A 16,265-nucleotide genomic window follows, 5' to 3' on the forward strand; every position below is an offset into this window, starting at 1 on the left:
GACTCATGCCATGGCGATCAAACAACTGATAAAACGCACCAGCGGCTGGCTCTATCTCAACTCGTCAGTGGGGCGCAACCAGTTGCAGGGGGCCGGGGTCATCCTGATGCTCCACCGGGTGCTGGCCAACGACCGCGCCGCCAACCTGCCACACCGCAACGAACTGTGCGTCGGCCCGCAAGCGTTCGAGCACCTGCTGATGTGGCTGCGCAAGCATTTCGATTGCGTGCCGCTAATGGAGTTGCTGCAGCCCAACGCCCTGCGCAACGAGCGCCCGCGCGTGGCGCTGACCTTCGACGACGGTTGGCGTGACAACGCGGTCAACGCCTATCCGCTGCTGCAAAAACATCACGTGCCCGCGAGCATCTTTCTCTCCACCGATTTCATTGGCAGCCGCCAACGTTTCTGGTGGGAAAGCGTGGGTGAAACGCTGTGGGGCAGTCACGGTGAAAAGGCTCGCATGCACTTGATCGAGCAACTGCGTATTACCGGTCATCCGCTGCCGGTGCTGCTCGACGATATCGATGTCGACCGGCGCAGCCTGGCGCTGCTGCATTACCTGCAAGGATTGAAGAGCCTTGAACCGCAAGAGCTTGAACGTCTCACCGACGCGTGCCCGGCAGAGTCCCTGCCGCAAGCGCTGGACTGGCATCAGGTGCGCGCCATGGAAGCGTCCGGCCTGGTGCGTTTCGGCCCGCACGGCGCCAGCCATGCGATCCTCACCGGGCTCGATGACGCGCGCCTGTGCGCAGAGATCAGCCGCAGCCGCGATGCCCTGCACAACGGCTGCAATCGGCCATTGCCGGTGTATTGCTACCCCAACGGCGACAACGATGAGCGCGTGCGCGAGCAGGTTGCCAATCATGATTATCCGTTTGCCCTTGGCACGGCCAGTGGACTCTATCGCGGCGTCGGCGATCCTCTGAACCTGCCGCGTTTCGGCGTCAGCCAACGCACCGCGCGCAATCCGGAACTGCTGTCGTTACGAATCTTTCGCGGGGCACGCCCATGAGTCGCGGCAGCTATCTCAAGCATCTGGCACTGAGCATGGGCACCAAACTGGCGATGATCGCCTTGCGCCTGCTGCGCAATGTGTTGCTGGCGCGGATTCTGGGCCCGAGTGAACGTGGTTTGTTCGCCTTGCTCAGCACCTTGCCGGATCTGATCAGCGCGGCCACCAGCGGTGGCTTGAATTCGGCCATCGGTTATCAAGCGGCCAACCAGAAGCCGATGGGCCTGCTGCTCGCTCAGGTGCTGGTATTCGGCTGTCTTCTGGCCGGACTGCTGACGCTGCTGGTGGTCGCCCTAGCGCGAGAATTTGGCAGCGAACTCGATGTCACGATGCAGCTAGGTCTGCTGGCGTGGCTGTTGCTGCTGGCAGTGCCGCTGACAGTTATCAAAAGCGGCCTGCTGACATTGCACAACGCGTCGGGCGGCGTGGTCGCCTTCAATGTTCTGCGTCTGGTCGAATCCCTGGCGCCGCTGCTGCTGTTTCTTGCACTGTTCTGGATGTGGAAAGAAGCGGCACTCGAAGCCGCACTGATCAGTTGGCTGGCCGGTATCAGCCTGGTGGTACTGGTGGGCTGGAGGTGGCTCAAACGCGCGCAGCCGCTGCAACTGCAATGGGATCGTGCGAGCCAGAACGAGCTGTTGCGCTTCAGTGCGCGCAGCCATCCGGATCTGCTGTTTCAACAGGTCATCCTGCGCTCCGACTATTTGTTTATCGGCGCGCTGCTGGGCAGCACGGCGCTCGGTCACTACGCCATGGCCAGCGCCGCCGCCGAACTGCTGCTGATCGTTCCGGAAGCCGTCACCACGCCGCTGATGAAGCGCCTGCTGCAGCAGGACGAAGGCATGGACAAGGTCACTCCGCTGGCGCTGCGCCTGACCGCCACGGTGATGTTCGGTGCCTGCATCACCATGGCGCTGATCGGCGAATGGCTGATCGTCACCCTGTTCGGCGTTGCCTACCAACCGGCTTACCCGGCGCTGCTGGCGTTGCTGCCGGGGCTGTTGGGCCTGTGCTACGCAAGCATTCTGCGCCTGGACCTGATCGGCAAGAATCGCCCTGCGACCGTCTCGCTGCTGATGGGTGTGGGGGCGCTGCTCAACCTGGCGCTGAATCTGCTGCTGATCCCGAGCTACGGCATCGTCGGCGCAGCCGCGGCATCCTCGATTGCCTATCTGGCAGTGACCCTGGCAATGCTGGTGCTCTATTGCAGACTCAGTGGCGTACCGTTCTGGCACTCCTTGTTCATCCTGCCCGGTGACATCAGCCCGATGTGGTTGATGTTGCACCGCCGGAAAGCAGCATGAAACGCCTGATCCTGCTGCTCGGATTCGGCTTGACGCTGAACGCTTTCGCGGCGCCCATGCAGTGGGGCGAAATACGCGACGGCAGTCTGTACCTGCAAACCGATCGCCCGGACACGGTCACCGTGCGCTGGGTCCCCGCGTGGCAGGCGGAGGCTAATGAAGAGCATATCTATCTGCTCGACGGCTCGGGCCGCTTGCAAGATGACCGCTTGATCGAGGCCACTGAAGTTCGTGGTTCGCAGCGCTGGCCGCTGGTGCCGGGAGCTGCCAGTTATCGCCTGGAGATTCCCGGCTACAGCTTCCGCAGTTACCGCGTCGAGCATGACGATAAGACCGTGGCGCTGTTCAGCCCGGCAAAGGTGCATTTCAGCGTCGAAACCCGTCATGGCGATGAGCTGTTTTTCAAAGTGGCACCGGGGGAACACGCGGTGCTGAACGGCAAATTCCACGGCGGTATCAACGCGCTGCAGGCGCAGCGCATGGACCGTGGGCAACAACGGTCACTGGCCCTCAAGCCGTACCGCGCCTATTGGCAATTCGATCACGTGGCCTTACCGGTCAGCGACCGTGCTCAGGTCTGGCGCTTACGCCTGCAGGGCAGCGGCAAAGCGGCATTCTGGCTCGACGGCACGGCCAACCTGTTTGCGCAGAATCCACAGCACTTGCAGCCGTTGCGCGAAGACCCGGGCCAGACCCGATTGACCCTGCGCGACAAGGTGCTCGGTCGCACGCCGGATCTGGGCATTGCCCTGCCCTATCTTGTGCCGCCCGAAGCCAGTCATGCCGCACTGGATGCCTTGAAACCGAGCGCGGCGAGTTATTACAGCTTCGTTGACGTCACTTCGAAAAACGCCCATTTCGAAGACGCGTTTCGCAAGCTTTATCAAGACCGTTTCGGCATCCGCCAGGACATCACCCTGCTCGCCGGCACCGGGCGCCAAGCCGATCTGCGCGCTGATGTGCAAAGCAACAGAGGCCTAGACGCCTGGCTTGCGGGCACGCGTGCGCTGGATGGTCTGGGCACGCATTACATCGGCTTCGCCGACGAGCCGAACCTCAACTATTCAAGCTTTGAAGACTATCGAACGATTTTTCTCAGCATGGCTCGACAGGTACGCAACGATCCGGCCAACGCCAAGGCCGGGGTGCGTATTGCGATGCCGGCCAGTTCGCGCCTGGTTAACGGCCCGTTCGCCGATAACGCAGCGGACAAGCGCGGCATCGATTGGGCCCGGCGGCTGCTCAGCGAATCCGCCGATCAGGTCGACGCATTGGCCTGGCACGAGTGGATGATCCGTGACCTGCTCGCGACCCGGGTCTACCGCGACAGCGTGCGTCGTGCGGCTGATCTTGTTGGTCTCGACAGTCAGGGTCAACCGCGCAAGGCCTTGTTGCTGGACCAGACCAACCTGTCCAGCGGCTCGAGCCTGAGCCCCTACGACCAGGAAACCCATTACGCCGCGCTGTGGTGGGCGTCGGTGGTTATCAATGCCTCCCAGGATGGCTTGTTGACCATGCTCAACTGGTTTCAGGCAGCCGACGAACCGCCGTATGCCAAGGGCATGGTAAGCGTACTCGACAACGGCAGCTTCGAGCTCAAACCGGTCGGCCTGGCTCAGCAATTTATCCAGCAACACTGGTTGCCACGGGTGTTGCAGCTGGACAACGACGCGTTTGAAGTCGATGTGCTGGCCATGGCCAACGACGAGCAGCGTGCACTGCTCGGGGTGAACAAAGGCACCCGCCTGCAACACGTTGATCTGAGCGGCGCCAAGTGCCCGCTCAACCACGGCGCCCTGCGTTTCTTCGGCGCCGACAATCGCAGCCGCGAAGCACCGTTTGCCTGCGAAAACGGGCGCGTGCGTTTCGAATTACCGGGGCAAACCCTGTTTGCCTTGAACTGGAACGCTTCATGAACCGCCATTCTGCCGTGCGAGCGTCGTGCTGTGCGTGGCACCTTCATCAGGAGAAGAGACCATGGATATCTTGCAAAAACTCAGCGGACATATCCGTCGCAAAGGCCTGCGAGCGACCTTTGCGAAGATCCGCAGAATGTACATTTTTGCCCACCGGCAACTGTTGTGGATGGAGCGGGATCTGGTCAGCCCCGTGCCGCCGCACAGCCTCAAACCCTACCCGCCGCTGCGCGTAATGGACATCACCGCAGACAACGCCAGCGCCTTCACCCGTTACTTCGGCGACCGTGTCGGCGTCATGGCCGAGCTGGCCAGTGAAGGTCACACCGGGCATATGCATGTCGACGAGCAAGGCGATGCCGTGGCGTTTATCTGGGGCACGCCGCGCGATTATCTTGATCGGCATTACTACGGTTGCCGGTTCCCGGTGAAACCCGGCGAGTTCTTCGAATTCGGTGGCGAAATGGCCCGCGCCTACTGGGGCACCGAATTGTCAGTCGATGTGCAACTGCTCATGTGGAAAGCCATGGCCATGAAAGGCTGCAGCAAAGTGGTCGATGTTTGTGATTCGACCAACCTGCCGGCGCTCAAGCTGCATCTGCGCATGGGCTATACCGAACAACGGCGGATTATGAATATCTACACGCTGTTTGGCCGCTGGCGCTTCTACCGCGAAACCTACTACAGCGGTTCGCGCCTGACGGCACTGCGCCAAACGCCCCGTCCATCTGTCAAAGCAACGGCGGCCTGAACTCATGGCGATGCGATTCGAATGGCGCACCTCCCTGTGCACTGCCGACTTCCCGGTGAACGCGTACGAGGCACTGCGCCTGCGCGTAACCGACCACACGCCGTTCAACCACCTCGGCTGGTTGTGCGCCGCAGAGCAGGCGCTCGATCAGCATCAATGCCTGGTGGTCTTGCTGGGCTGGGACGGCGACGAACTGTGCCTGTGCCTGCCACTGGTAGCGGGTCGAAAGCGCTTCGCCGGTTTGCGCTTTCGCACCGTGCATCATTTGGGTTACCCCATGGCGGACCGCCTGGCGCTGTTGTCGCTGCTGGATGCCGAAACCATGGGACAGGCGTTACACCTGATCCGCCAGCGTATCCCCCACGCCCTGCTGCAGCTCAATGAGCTGACCGAACCGGTGGGCGAGCAAAGTGTGCTCACCGACTGGATGGCCCGCAGTTCGACGGGCGAACGCCGGCTGAGCTGCCGGGTTCCGGTGCATCTGATCAGCGATGCAGACCGTCAGGAAGTCTCCGGCGATCCGCGTTACAAATTGCGCCGGGCGCGCAAACGGATTGCCGCGTGCGGCGCCCAGGTGCGGCGAATCACTCCCGATGCGCTTTCGATGCCTGCGCTTTTGCAGGCGCTGCGCGAAGTCGAGTCAGTCAGCTGGAAAGGTGACGAAGGCGTCGGGATTTTCGCCACCGAACGTAGTCGTCAATGGATGGAAAGTGCCTTCACCGCACTGGCCGCCCAAGGGCTGGTGCGGGTCGTCACGCTGGAGCTTGACGGCCGCTGCATCAGTTATCGCCTGGGCTTGCTGGAACAGGGTCGGCTGTATGACTACAACCTTGCATTTCTGCCGCAGCACGCAGACCTGGGCAGCGGTCGCGTGCTCCTGGAGGAATGGATTCGCTGGGGCCTGGACGAACAATGGCGCTGGATCGATGCGTCGCGGGTCAGCCTGGAGAACTCCAGTCATCAACTGCACGAGCGCATGACCGGACAACTGGAACACTGGCGCTGGAGCTTCTACTCGTGGCGCCCCAGCGGCGTGCTGCTGGGTCTGGGCCTGCGTCTTTGGTACCTCGTCAAACCGGCGCTGCAAAAATGGCGTCCACAGCGTGCCGGCAACCCGACGCCGGCAAACACATCCCAAATTCAACCGGCAACATCATCCACAACACCTGGGCTAGCGCCTCGGAGGGCATCATGAGCGTCATCGAAAAACTGCTTCTGCGCATCAAACAGAGAGGCCTGCGCCGCACCCTTGGCGCGCTGTGGAAACGTTACGTCTTTGCGCACCGCGAGCTGCTGTGGATGGAGCGCGACCTGGTCACCCCGATTGCCCCGAACAAACTGCGCCCCTGCGAAGGGTTGCGCAGAGTCGACATCACCGAGGACAACGCCACGGCATTCAGCAAGTACTTTGGCGACCGCGTGCAGACCATGGCCGAGTTGGCCGCTGAAGGGCACACGGGGCACATGTACCTGGACCAGGACGATCACACCGTCGGGTTCGTCTGGGCCAGCGCTCGCGACTATTACGACCGCCACTTTTACCGCTGCACGTTCGCGGTCAAGCCCGGTGAATACTTCCAGTTCGGTGCCGAAATTGCCCGGCCCTATTTCGGCAGCAGCTTGACCGTCGATGCACAGACCGCGCTTTGGCAAGTCATGGCTGCCCGAGGCTTCGAAAAGGTGGTGGATATCTGCGACAACGCCAATATCCAGGCCCTGAAGATGCATATGCGCCTGGGTTATCAGGAACAAGGGCGTATCACCCATGTTTACGACCTGTTCGGGCACTGGCGCTTCTTCCGCGAAACGCGCTACAGCGAGTCAAGACTGGAGGCACTGCGCACGCCGCAGAGGCCAGTAGTGACGGCGACGGCGCAGGCTTGATTCAGGCTTGAGCTATGTGGCGGCTTTGGGGCCGCCATCGCTGGCAAGCCAGCTCCCACAGGGTTATGCGGCGTACGGGTAATTCTCATACGCCACCAAAACCTGTGGGAGCTGGCTTGCCAGCGATGAGGCCTGTAGCCGCACTGATAAACCTCAGGCCTTGCTCGCCATCAACGTAAAGCACATTGGCATCTGCGCCTTTTGATGCATATACCGGTCATACACTTCTTCCCGATTCGAATGCGCATATTCATTGAAGTGCGCGATGTTCAAACCCGCCGCAATCGCACCGCTGAAAATCGCCCCCAGCGTATGCACGAACCAATACGATTGCGCAGCTGGCTGCTCAACTTTGCCCGAGTAAACAATCGGTTCTGCCTGCACAAACGGCTCGGCACGAAAGTAGGAGCTGACGAGGCGAAACGGATCTTCGGCTGCCGGGTCGACCATCTCCAGAAACGGGTGGGTTTCGTAAATCACCAGTTGCCCACCGTGCTTCAGCACCCGCGCGACATGGCGCAAGAATTCGCCGATGTCGGGCATCCAGTTGAGCACGCCAATGGTGATCAGCGCGACATCGAAGCGGTTGTGCAATGAAGCGGGCAAATGATGGATATCGCTTTCGATGAATTCGGCGTCGTACGGTGAGCGGCGGTTCAGCTCGCGGGCCTGTTCGAGAAAGGCTGCGGATTGATCAACACCGACCACACTGCGCGCACCAAGCGCGAACAGCGACAGGCTTTCCCGGCCGTTGTTGCAGCCCAGTTGAATCACGTCTTTACCGTCAACCTCCAACACAGCGCGCAAGGTGTCGTCGATGCAGGAAAAATCCGCCTGCGCGACGTCGTTGAGCAATGCCTGCCAGTCTGGCGACTCCTGATGATGGCGGGCGGAATCGTTCCACGCCTGTCGATTGCTCTCGATGGCGGTTTGAGGGTTGGGCACTTCCATGGCGCACTCCGGATGAGGTTCTTGATTGAGCGGAGTGAGTTTAGAGCAGACGGGCGTTTGCGATTGTTGCGATGTTGTAAGCGCACCGGGCATAGCATCAGTCAGACCAAGTGAGTCCTACAGAAAAAGGAAGGCGTTTTGGTAAACATGAACGTTTTCCTACACCTTCTGACGGTTGGCCGTCGGAAGCGCTCAGTCTAGGATTTGTCAGAACAACCTGTTATCAGCGGAGTTCGACAACGTGCAATTCATCCAGACAACGACGACAGCAATCACTGTACCGAATAGACTGCCAGGCATTGATCCCGGAGGCACTATGGACAGCAAAATCTTCCCCGTAGATTCAGCGCTTGAAACCGATGAGCAGACCGCCAGCTATGACCGTTGGTTGCGAGCCAAGGTGCAGGCATCCAGGGATGACCCGCGTCCGAGCATCGCGCATGAAGACGTGATGGAGCAAATGCATGCCTTGATCGAATCAATGCGAAAAAAGGCCGATGCAGATTAAATGGCGGCCCGAAGCCAAGGCCGATCTGTCGAACATACTCAGATACATTGGGGAGAGAAATTTTGCAGCTGCAGCGAGTCTCTCGAAATCAATTAAAGACGCCACAACCGCCCTTCCTGTTCATCCCCATCTCTATCGTAAAGGTCGATCTCCAGGCACGCGGGAGATCGTTGTGCACCCGAATTATCTTGTGATCTATGAGGTGACGGATCAAATCGAGATTCTGGGCGTTCTGCATACACGACAGGAATATCCATGAGGTCAAAGCAGGCGAAGAACGGTGTAATGTTCTATCACTTGATATCGATCGATTACACGATCTTTCTTGGGAGCCACGCTATCAAAGATCCACGTGGCTCTGGTTAAGCCGTTCACGCAGAAACTCGACCAATGCCTGCACCGGCCTTGAAGCCTGACGATGCTGCGGATAAACCGCCGACAAGGTCAGTGGTTCAGGGCGCAGGTCATCGAGCACCGGCACAAGCCGCCCGTCTTTCAGCGCTGCGCCGACAATGAACGTCGGCAGATAAGTAATCCCCAAGCCCTGCACCGCCGCGTCCCGCAGCAGCTCGCCGTTGTTCACGCGCATGCGCCCGGTGACGTTGATCAACACCGGTTTGCCCGGCCCTTCGTTGAAGCGCCACTGCACCGAGCGGCCGTGGCCATAAGGCAGGCACTCGTGGCTGTGCAGGTCGTCGGGCTTGAGCGGCGTGCCGCGTTCGGCAAGGTAGGCCGGGCTGGCGCAGTAGACCCGTTCGATGCTGGCGATGCGGCGGGCGATCAGCGTTGAGTCTTCCAGCACGCCGATGCGCAGAGCCAGGTCGTAACCCTCGCCGAGCAGATCGACCGGACGGTCGCTCAAATCCACTTCAACCGTGACCTCGCGATAACGCTGCAGGAACAACGGCAACAGGCAGCCCAGATGCGCGACGGCAAACGACAGCGGCGCGCTCAGGCGAATCGTGCCGCGTGGCTCGGCGGTCTCGCCGGCAATGCCTTGCTCGACCTGTTCCACCTCGCCAAGCAAGCGCAGCGCCGACTCGTAGTAACTCTGCCCCAGCGGCGTGACGTCGAGCCGGCGCGTCGAGCGATTCAACAAGCGCACGCCGAGGCGCTCTTCCAGTTGCATCAAGCGACGGCTGACGAACTGCTTGGACAGACCCAACTGATCGGCCGCGGCGGTGAAGCTGCCGGAGTCCATGACCTGGCAAAAAATACGCATGTCTTCGAACGGGTTCATTGTCACTCTCTGGTGGACAGTTAAACGCTTTATAGCCGCTTTTTCACTTTTCAGCAGCCTATTAATCTGTGCTCACGGTTTGAAAACAACCCTGAACACAAGGAGCTGCCGAAGGCAGCCATCTGATCGTTGGCACGCGGAGCGTCCCCTGCTGCATTCCCACGCAGAGCATGGGAACGATCAGATCGTCCGATCGCGGCCCGAGCCTTCGGCAGCCCCTACATCACACATTCAAAAATGGAATTGAACATGAGCATCAAGAAAACCCTCGCCGCATCCCTCCTCGCCCTTCCTGTCAGCAGCGCCTTTGCCGCTGGCAGCCCGGGCGTGGAGCACAACACCCAGGCCTTCCTCAATGCCCTCGCTGCTGGCGGTGGCCGGCCGCTGGAGCAACTGAGCCCGAAAGACGCCCGTGCGGTGCTGACCGGCGCGCAGGCTTCGGTGAAGGTGGACTTGTCTGGCGTGGAAGTCAGCGACAAAGTGATCAAGGTCGACGGCCAGATCATCAACCTGAAAGTCGTACGCCCGGCCAGGGTCAAGGGCGAGTTGCCCGCGTTCATGTTCTTCCACGGGGGCGGCTGGGTGCTGGGTGACTTCCCGACGCACCAGCGCCTGATCCGTGATCTGGTGGTCGGCTCCGGGGCCGTTGCGGTGTATGTGGATTACACGCCATCGCCGGAAGCGCAGTACCCGACCGCGATCAACCAGGCGTACGCCGCGACCAAATGGGTCGCCGATCACGGCAAGGACATCGGTGTCGACGGCAAGCGTCTGGCCGTGGCCGGCAACAGCGTCGGCGGCAACATGGCGGCGGTCGTGGCGTTGATGGCCAAGGAACAGAAAACCCCTGCCCTGCGCTTCCAGCTGTTGATGTGGCCGGTGACCAGCGCACAGTTCGACGACGGCTCGTACCAGCAATTTGCCGAGGGCCATTTCCTCACCAAAGGCATGATGCAGTGGTTCTGGGACAACTACACCAGCAACCCGGCCGAGCGTGCGCAGATCCACGCCTCGCCACTCAACGCCAGCACCGAACAGCTCAAGGGCCTGCCCGCTGCGCTGGTGCAGACCGCCGAGTTCGATGTGCTGCGAGACGAAGGCGAAGGCTACGCCCGGCATCTCGACGCGGCCGGCGTACCGGTGACCTCGGTGCGTTACAACGGAATGATTCACGACTTCGGTCTGCTCAATCCGCTGAGTCAGATTCCGGAAGTGAAAGCGGCGGTACGTCAGGCGGCGGCCGAACTGAAATCTCACCTGAACTGAGGCGACACCTTGTGGCGAGGGAGCTTGCTCCCGCTTGAGGGCGCAGCACTCACAAAATCTTCGCTGCATGGATGATTTTGGGGCTGCTGCGCAACCCGGCGGGAGCAAGCTCCCTCGCCACAAATGCCCCCCACCGATGCCTATGCAACGCCGGAGAATGTCATGTCCTTTTTCCTCACCCACCTGCTGTCCTGGAGCGCCGTGCTGTTGCTGCTCGACGCTGCACTCTGGCACTACGCGCCCTTCAAGCACCGCGCGCCACGCGTCGGCGTGCGCCTGGCGCTGTTTCTGGCCTTTAGCGCGCTGGTGATCAACGCCGGCGTCAGCCCCCTGCAGGCACCGCTGTTCGCCGATGATCGCGTGGCGCAACTGGGCGCGACGGCGCTGGGGATTCTCTGGTGGCTGTACGCGGCACGAGTGTTGACCGAGGTAATTGGCCTGGCGCTGATGCGTCGCATCGGTCACAGCGGTCGCTTGCTGCAGGACGTGATCGGTGCACTGGTGTTTCTGGTCGCGATTGTTGCGGCGGCGGGCTACGTGCTGGAACTGCCGGTGAAGGGCTTGCTGGCGACCTCGGGTGTGGTCGCCATCGTTGTCGGTCTGGCACTGCAAAGCACCTTGGCCGATGTATTTTCGGGCATCGTGCTCAACACCACCAAGCCGTATCAGGTGGACGATCTGGTGATGATCGATGGCGTCGAAGGCAAGGTCTTCGATATCGACTGGCGCGCCACGCACCTGCTGACCAGCGCCGGCACCATGGCCGTTGTCCCGAACTCGGTGGCGGCCAAGGCGAAGATCGTCAACCTCAGCCGCCCGAGCAATATGCACGGCGTGTCGATCAGCATCCAAGTGCCGAACCACATCCGTCCGCGTCGGGTGCTCGATGCGCTCGATCGCACCTTGCAGGGAAGCAGTTCGCTGCTGCTCAGCCCTGCGCCAAAAGCGGTGCTCAAGGAGGCCGGCGAAACCATGTCCGAGTACGTTGCCAGCGGTTTCATCGCCGAGCTGGGCAAGAAAAGCGAAGTGCGTAATCAGCTGTTCGACCTCGCCCACCGGCATCTCGAAGCGGCAGGCATTTCGCGACATCCCGACGGTGTGATCGAACCCTCGAGCCGCGCCCGTGCGTTGCTGGACGAGGTGAAAATCTTCCGCTCGCTGAGCAGCGACGAACGCGATCGCCTCGCCGAGTCGATGGTCGCGCAGCAATACACAGCGGGTCAGGTGGTGCTGGATCTGGACGAAGTGCCGGACAGCCTGTTCGTGATTGCCACGGGCGTGGTCAGCGCGACGGTGCCGGACGGTAACGGACAGACCGAGGCCGGGCGCATGGGGCCGAGCGAACTCATGGGTGAGCAAAGCATTCTCGCTGACACGCCGTCGCAGGCGACGTTCACGGCGCTGACGTCGAGCATCGTCTACCGCCTCGACAAGCAGGTGACCCGTGAGTGCATGGAGAAGCGCAGCGAGGTGGGCCGGGCCTTGAACAAGTTGCAGGCGGTGCGTCAGCAGAACAGTCGCCTCGCGTTGATGGCCAAACCGGTGGCGGTGAAAAAAGGAGGGTTTCTGGGGTGGTTGCAGAAGCGTTGATTTGAGAGTTTGAAGATCAAAAGCCTCCCCCCCTCAGAAAGGGAGCCGATTTCCATGTGCTTCAAGAATGGAGATCGCCTCGGTATCTCACGTCGGCGTATCCCTAAAGAGCCCCTCGGTCAGTTCCCTCTCCCTCTGGGAGAGGGTTAGGGTGAGGGGCTTTTCAATCCAAACGTAATTACTTGGCAGTGAACTTGGTATAGCTGTTGATCAGGTTGCGGTAGTTAGGCAGGCGTTCCGACAGCAGATGCGCCAGGCCTTCCATATCGTTGCGCCAGTCGCCTTGCAGCTCGCAAGCCACGGCGAACCAGTTCATCAGGTGCGCACCGGCCGCCGACATCCGCGCCCACGCCGCTTGCTGCACAGTGGTGTTGAAGGTACCGGACGAGTCGGTCACCACGAACACTTCGAAGCCTTCAGCAATCGCCGACAGGGTCGGGAACGCCACGCACACGTCAGTCACTACGCCTGCGATGATCAGTTGCTTGCGGCCGGTGGCCTTGATCGCTTTGACGAAGTCTTCGTTGTCCCAGGCATTGATCTGGCCTGGACGCTGAATGAAAGGTGCGTCCGGGAACTGCTCCAGCAGCTCAGGGACGATCGGGCCGTTGGGACCGGCGTCGAAACTGGTGGTCAGAATGGTCGGCAGCTTAAAGAACTTGGCGATGTCGCCCAGTGCCAGCACGTTGTTCTTGAACTCGTTCGGCGAGAAATCCTGCACCAGCGAGATCAGACCGGTCTGGTGGTCGACCAGCAGCACGACGGCATCATCTTTGTTCAAACGCTTATAAGGAACGCTCATGGCAAAACTCCTGGGTGGATGGTTGTTGCGTGAAGCGCCGCCCTTGATGGCCGGCGCTTTTTTTGAATTCAGAATGCGAAGCAGGAACAGCCGAACGCGCCCCAGAAACCGGCGAAGTCGCTGACCGGCGCGTTCGACATCCGCGCTTTTTCATGACTGTGAGTGTGCACGGCGCACGGTCCGCTGCACTGGTGAACCTGCGCCTGCAGTGGCGAGTTTGGACGCCAGTGACCCGGCACCTTCACCACCGGCGACCAGTCCGGCAGCACCGGAATCGAGCGCGGGCCGAGGTCTTCGAAGTCGCCGGCGGCGTAAACGATCTTGCCGCCCACGACCGTCATGACCGACTCGATCCATTTGATCGCTTCTTCTTCGACGCTGAAGAAATCCGCGCTCAGTGCCGCAAGGTCCGCCAGTTGCCCGACGCGAATCTGGCCTTTTTTGCCTTGCTCGGAAGAGAACCAGGCGCTGCCGTGGGTGAACAGCTCCAGCGCCGTGCTGCGCGGCAAGCCTTCTTCATACAGCGCCAGACCGCCGACGGTGCGACCGCTGACCATCCAGTACAGCGAAGTCCACGGGTTGTAGCTCGAAACGCGTGTCGCATCGGTACCCGCGCCAACCGGCACGCCTTCGGCGAGCATGCGCTTGATCGGCGGCGTGGCTTCGGCGGCTTGCTTGCCGTAGCGATCGACAAAGTATTCGCCCTGGAACGCCATGCGATCCTGAATCGCGATGCCGCCGCCCAGCGCTCTCACCCGCTCGATGTTTTGCGGGGTGATGGTTTCGGCATGGTCGAAGAACCACGGCAGGCCGTTGAACGGAATGTCGCGGTTGACCTTCTCGAACACGTCGAGCATGCGGCTGATCGATTCGTTGTAAGTGGCGTGCAGACGGAACGGCCAGCGCTGCTCGACCAGGTGGCGCACCACCGGCTCCAGCTCTTGTTCCATGGTTTGCGGCAGGTCCGGACGCGGTTCGAGGAAGTCTTCGAAGTCGGCGGCAGAGAACACCAGCATCTCGCCGGCGCCGTTGTGGCGCAGGAAGTCATCGCCCTGATGCAACTTGACGCTGCCGGTCCAGTTCTGGAAATCGCTCAGCTCTTCTTTTGGTTTCTGGGTGAACAGGTTGTAGGCGATGCGCACGGTCAACTGGTTGTCTTTGGCCAGTTGCTCGATCACTTGGTAATCGTCCGGATAGTTCTGGAAACCACCGCCGGCGTCGATCGCACTGGTCAGGCCGAGGCGGTTGAGCTCACGCATGAACTGGCGCGTCGAGTTGACCTGATACTCCAGCGGCAGCTTCGGCCCCTTGGCCAGCGTCGAGTACAGAATCATCGCGTTCGGACGCGCGACCAGCATGCCGGTCGGGTTGCCGTTGGCGTCGCGAACAATCTCGCCACCCGGCGGGTTTGGCGTGTCGCGGGTGTAACCGGCCACGCGCAGGGCGGCGCGGTTGAGCAGCGCACGGTCATACAGGTGCAGGATGAACACCGGGGTGTCCGGCGCGGCCTGGTTGATTTCTTCCAGGGTCGGCATGCGTTTTTCGGCGAACTGGAACTCGTTCCAGCCGCCCACTACGCGCACCCATTGCGGGGTCGGCGTACGGTCAGCCTGATCCTTGAGCATGCGCAGCGCGTCTGCCAGCGACGGAACCCCTTCCCAACGCAGTTCGAGGTTGTAGTTCAAACCGCCGCGAATCAGGTGCAGGTGCGAGTCATTGAGGCCGGGAATGACGCAGCGGCCCTTCATGTCGACGATCTGCGTGGCGCTGCCTTTGAGGGCCATGGCCTCGGCATCGTTACCGACGGCGACGAAGCGGCCGTCCTTGATCGCCACGGCACTGGCCAGCGGTTTTTCACGGTCTACGGTATGAAATTGGCCATTGAATAAAATCAGATCGGCGTTCATCGCAGTTCCTCAAGCAAAGAAAAAAGAAGCAAACCCCACGCTTAACGCGGCGAGGTTTCTTGGGAATCAAGGTGTTCATGGGCCTGGCTGGCTTCCAGCCACGGAGTAAACAGACGGGTCACCGGCGGCATGACCACGTACACCACCGACAGGACGATGGTCAGGGTGATCAGGAACGTGGCAACCACGTAATTGGAAAGGAGCGGATGCAGCGCCAGCAGCGGGCCCCAGATCAATGGCACGAGCAAGGTGTGCGGCAGAATCACCAGCAGCGTGACCACAGCCTGCTTCCAGCGCGGCGGCGGCGAAGCGGCGTCGGCCAGTGGCGTAAACCAGAACTCGTTGATGGGCGCGACTTCGGTCTGATCACCGTCCGCCAGCATCGGCGCGGCTTCGGCTACCAGTGTCCGGCGCTCGGACGACTCCAGCCAGCCTTGCATCGCTTCGGTGGAGCTGAAGCGCAGCACGCACGTGTAAAAATCCAGACGCCCACGCTTGCCGCGCACAACGTCTACTCCCAGATGCCCCTCGCGTTGCCCGGCCACGCGCACGATGTTGCGCAACCACGCTTCATACGCCGACTCGAAACCGGCCTTGACCGAGTGCTTGATGATTAACGTGACAGTCTCATCGGCCCCCGGTGCTTGTGGATCACAGACTTCAGGCATAACGCAGCACTCCGGGCAAACGAACAGAAACCGCCAGCCGTCCGGGCCCGGCGATAAACACAGTGGTGAAGAGGATTAACAGCAACCAGCCGAACTGCCCTTCGGCCACACTCCATTGCGGATGCACGACCAGCAACGCGACCAGCAGCACAAAGAGAATAGGCAAGCAGGCCAATCGCGCCAGCACGCCGGCAACGATCAAGATCGGGCAGAGGACTTCGGCGAAGATCGCCAGGACCAGGGTCAGATGGGCACCGAGGTGAAACGGGTCTTCGATCAGTTGCAGTTGCGCCGTGAAATCCAGCAGCTTGGGCAAGCCGTGCACCCACAACAGAAACAACCCGCCACTGACCCGCAGGAACAGCAACCCGATGTCGCGCGCCTGTTCATCCCTCGAAACCATCATGACCGAACCCTTTGAATGTCATTGACAGGAATGATGCCAAGACAGGGGCGGGAGAAATTG

At 61.0% G+C, this 16,265-nt stretch carries 16 protein-coding genes; 10 read left to right on the plus strand and 6 right to left on the minus strand.

Annotated elements, in window-relative coordinates:
• The first annotated feature begins 10 nt into the window (after positions 1-10).
• The 6 genes from HU727_RS16110 (at position 11) to HU727_RS16135 (ending at position 6,867) form a co-directional block, all read left to right on the plus strand.
• Positions 11-1,012: a polysaccharide deacetylase family protein gene (locus HU727_RS16110; RefSeq protein ID WP_186532539.1), complete on the plus strand. Its 1,002-nt coding sequence runs from the start codon at positions 11-13 to the stop codon at positions 1,010-1,012.
• A complete protein-coding gene (locus HU727_RS16115; RefSeq protein WP_186532540.1) occupies positions 1,009-2,316 on the plus strand; it encodes a lipopolysaccharide biosynthesis protein in 1,308 nt (435 codons plus the stop codon). Before HU727_RS16110 ends, HU727_RS16115 begins: the two co-directional genes overlap by 4 nt.
• Positions 2,313-4,232: a hypothetical protein gene (locus HU727_RS16120; RefSeq protein WP_186532541.1), complete on the plus strand. Its 1,920-nt coding sequence runs from the start codon at positions 2,313-2,315 to the stop codon at positions 4,230-4,232. Before HU727_RS16115 ends, HU727_RS16120 begins: the two co-directional genes overlap by 4 nt.
• A 61-nt stretch (positions 4,233-4,293) precedes the next feature.
• On the plus strand, positions 4,294-4,983 hold the full coding sequence (locus HU727_RS16125) for a GNAT family N-acetyltransferase (protein WP_186532542.1): 690 nt from the start codon (positions 4,294-4,296) through the stop codon (positions 4,981-4,983).
• A 4-nt stretch (positions 4,984-4,987) separates the two neighbouring features.
• Complete coding sequence (locus HU727_RS16130; protein WP_186532543.1) at positions 4,988-6,178, plus strand: GNAT family N-acetyltransferase; 1,191 nt, start codon at positions 4,988-4,990, stop codon at positions 6,176-6,178.
• Positions 6,175-6,867, plus strand: coding sequence for a GNAT family N-acetyltransferase (locus tag HU727_RS16135; RefSeq protein ID WP_186532544.1), 693 nt, complete (start codon positions 6,175-6,177; stop codon positions 6,865-6,867). Before HU727_RS16130 ends, HU727_RS16135 begins: the two co-directional genes overlap by 4 nt.
• A gap of 153 nt (positions 6,868-7,020) precedes the next feature.
• On the opposite strand, the gene HU727_RS16140 is transcribed toward HU727_RS16135, so the two are convergent.
• Positions 7,021-7,818, minus strand: a complete 798-nt coding sequence (locus tag HU727_RS16140) for a class I SAM-dependent methyltransferase (protein WP_186532545.1) — start codon at positions 7,816-7,818, stop codon at positions 7,021-7,023.
• A 316-nt stretch (positions 7,819-8,134) separates the two neighbouring features.
• Between HU727_RS16140 and relB the strand changes: the two genes are divergently transcribed.
• Positions 8,135-8,326, plus strand: coding sequence for a type II toxin-antitoxin system RelB family antitoxin (relB, locus tag HU727_RS16145; RefSeq protein WP_186532546.1), 192 nt, complete (start codon positions 8,135-8,137; stop codon positions 8,324-8,326).
• Positions 8,316-8,585: a type II toxin-antitoxin system RelE/ParE family toxin gene (locus tag HU727_RS16150; protein WP_186532547.1), complete on the plus strand. Its 270-nt coding sequence runs from the start codon at positions 8,316-8,318 to the stop codon at positions 8,583-8,585. Before relB ends, HU727_RS16150 begins: the two co-directional genes overlap by 11 nt.
• A gap of 81 nt (positions 8,586-8,666) precedes the next feature.
• On the opposite strand, the gene HU727_RS16155 is transcribed toward HU727_RS16150, so the two are convergent.
• A complete protein-coding gene (locus HU727_RS16155) occupies positions 8,667-9,566 on the minus strand; it encodes a LysR family transcriptional regulator (protein WP_186532548.1) in 900 nt (299 codons plus the stop codon).
• Between the two features lie 249 nt (positions 9,567-9,815).
• Between HU727_RS16155 and HU727_RS16160 the strand changes: the two genes are divergently transcribed.
• Both HU727_RS16160 and HU727_RS16165 read left to right on the plus strand, forming a co-directional pair.
• On the plus strand, positions 9,816-10,832 hold the full coding sequence (locus HU727_RS16160) for an alpha/beta hydrolase (protein WP_186532549.1): 1,017 nt from the start codon (positions 9,816-9,818) through the stop codon (positions 10,830-10,832).
• 162 nt (positions 10,833-10,994) lie between these two features.
• Positions 10,995-12,422: a mechanosensitive ion channel family protein gene (locus tag HU727_RS16165; RefSeq protein WP_186532550.1), complete on the plus strand. Its 1,428-nt coding sequence runs from the start codon at positions 10,995-10,997 to the stop codon at positions 12,420-12,422.
• 178 nt (positions 12,423-12,600) lie between these two features.
• Here the strand turns inward: HU727_RS16165 and ycaC are convergent, their stop codons facing one another.
• From ycaC to HU727_RS16185, 4 genes are all read right to left on the minus strand, one after another.
• The gene (gene ycaC, locus HU727_RS16170; protein ID WP_016774080.1) at positions 12,601-13,224 is read right to left on the minus strand and encodes an isochorismate family cysteine hydrolase YcaC; all 624 of its coding nucleotides are present in this window, start codon (positions 13,222-13,224) and stop codon (positions 12,601-12,603) included.
• A gap of 68 nt (positions 13,225-13,292) precedes the next feature.
• Positions 13,293-15,131 (minus strand): amidohydrolase, encoded by a 1,839-nt coding sequence (locus HU727_RS16175; protein ID WP_186532551.1) that lies wholly within the window; start codon positions 15,129-15,131, stop codon positions 13,293-13,295.
• Between the two features lie 41 nt (positions 15,132-15,172).
• Positions 15,173-15,799 (minus strand): antibiotic biosynthesis monooxygenase, encoded by a 627-nt coding sequence (locus HU727_RS16180; protein ID WP_186532552.1) that lies wholly within the window; start codon positions 15,797-15,799, stop codon positions 15,173-15,175.
• The gene (locus HU727_RS16185) at positions 15,792-16,205 is read right to left on the minus strand and encodes a DoxX family protein (RefSeq protein ID WP_186532553.1); all 414 of its coding nucleotides are present in this window, start codon (positions 16,203-16,205) and stop codon (positions 15,792-15,794) included. Before HU727_RS16185 ends, HU727_RS16180 begins: the two co-directional genes overlap by 8 nt.
• Positions 16,206-16,265: the final 60 nt, after the last annotated feature.

The organism is Pseudomonas khorasanensis (genome assembly GCF_014268505.2).
Lineage (GTDB): Bacteria > Pseudomonadota > Gammaproteobacteria > Pseudomonadales > Pseudomonadaceae > Aquipseudomonas > Aquipseudomonas khorasanensis.

Excerpts from the sequence above, each read along its gene's own strand:
- HU727_RS16110 (WP_186532539.1), top strand. The coding sequence starts at position 11 with ATGGCGATCAAACAACTGATAAAACGCACCAGCGGCTGGCTCTATCTC.
- HU727_RS16115 (WP_186532540.1), top strand. The coding sequence starts at position 1,009 with ATGAGTCGCGGCAGCTATCTCAAGCATCTGGCACTGAGCATGGGCACC.
- HU727_RS16120 (WP_186532541.1), top strand. The coding sequence starts at position 2,313 with ATGAAACGCCTGATCCTGCTGCTCGGATTCGGCTTGACGCTGAACGCT.
- HU727_RS16125 (WP_186532542.1), top strand. The coding sequence starts at position 4,294 with ATGGATATCTTGCAAAAACTCAGCGGACATATCCGTCGCAAAGGCCTG.
- HU727_RS16130 (WP_186532543.1), top strand. The coding sequence starts at position 4,988 with ATGGCGATGCGATTCGAATGGCGCACCTCCCTGTGCACTGCCGACTTC.
- HU727_RS16135 (WP_186532544.1), top strand. The coding sequence starts at position 6,175 with ATGAGCGTCATCGAAAAACTGCTTCTGCGCATCAAACAGAGAGGCCTG.
- HU727_RS16140 (WP_186532545.1), bottom strand. The coding sequence starts at position 7,818 with ATGGAAGTGCCCAACCCTCAAACCGCCATCGAGAGCAATCGACAGGCG.
- relB (WP_186532546.1), top strand. The coding sequence starts at position 8,135 with ATGGACAGCAAAATCTTCCCCGTAGATTCAGCGCTTGAAACCGATGAG.
- HU727_RS16150 (WP_186532547.1), top strand. The coding sequence starts at position 8,316 with ATGCAGATTAAATGGCGGCCCGAAGCCAAGGCCGATCTGTCGAACATA.
- HU727_RS16155 (WP_186532548.1), bottom strand. The coding sequence starts at position 9,566 with ATGAACCCGTTCGAAGACATGCGTATTTTTTGCCAGGTCATGGACTCC.
- HU727_RS16160 (WP_186532549.1), top strand. The coding sequence starts at position 9,816 with ATGAGCATCAAGAAAACCCTCGCCGCATCCCTCCTCGCCCTTCCTGTC.
- HU727_RS16165 (WP_186532550.1), top strand. The coding sequence starts at position 10,995 with ATGTCCTTTTTCCTCACCCACCTGCTGTCCTGGAGCGCCGTGCTGTTG.
- ycaC (WP_016774080.1), bottom strand. The coding sequence starts at position 13,224 with ATGAGCGTTCCTTATAAGCGTTTGAACAAAGATGATGCCGTCGTGCTG.
- HU727_RS16175 (WP_186532551.1), bottom strand. The coding sequence starts at position 15,131 with ATGAACGCCGATCTGATTTTATTCAATGGCCAATTTCATACCGTAGAC.
- HU727_RS16180 (WP_186532552.1), bottom strand. The coding sequence starts at position 15,799 with ATGCCTGAAGTCTGTGATCCACAAGCACCGGGGGCCGATGAGACTGTC.
- HU727_RS16185 (WP_186532553.1), bottom strand. The coding sequence starts at position 16,205 with ATGATGGTTTCGAGGGATGAACAGGCGCGCGACATCGGGTTGCTGTTC.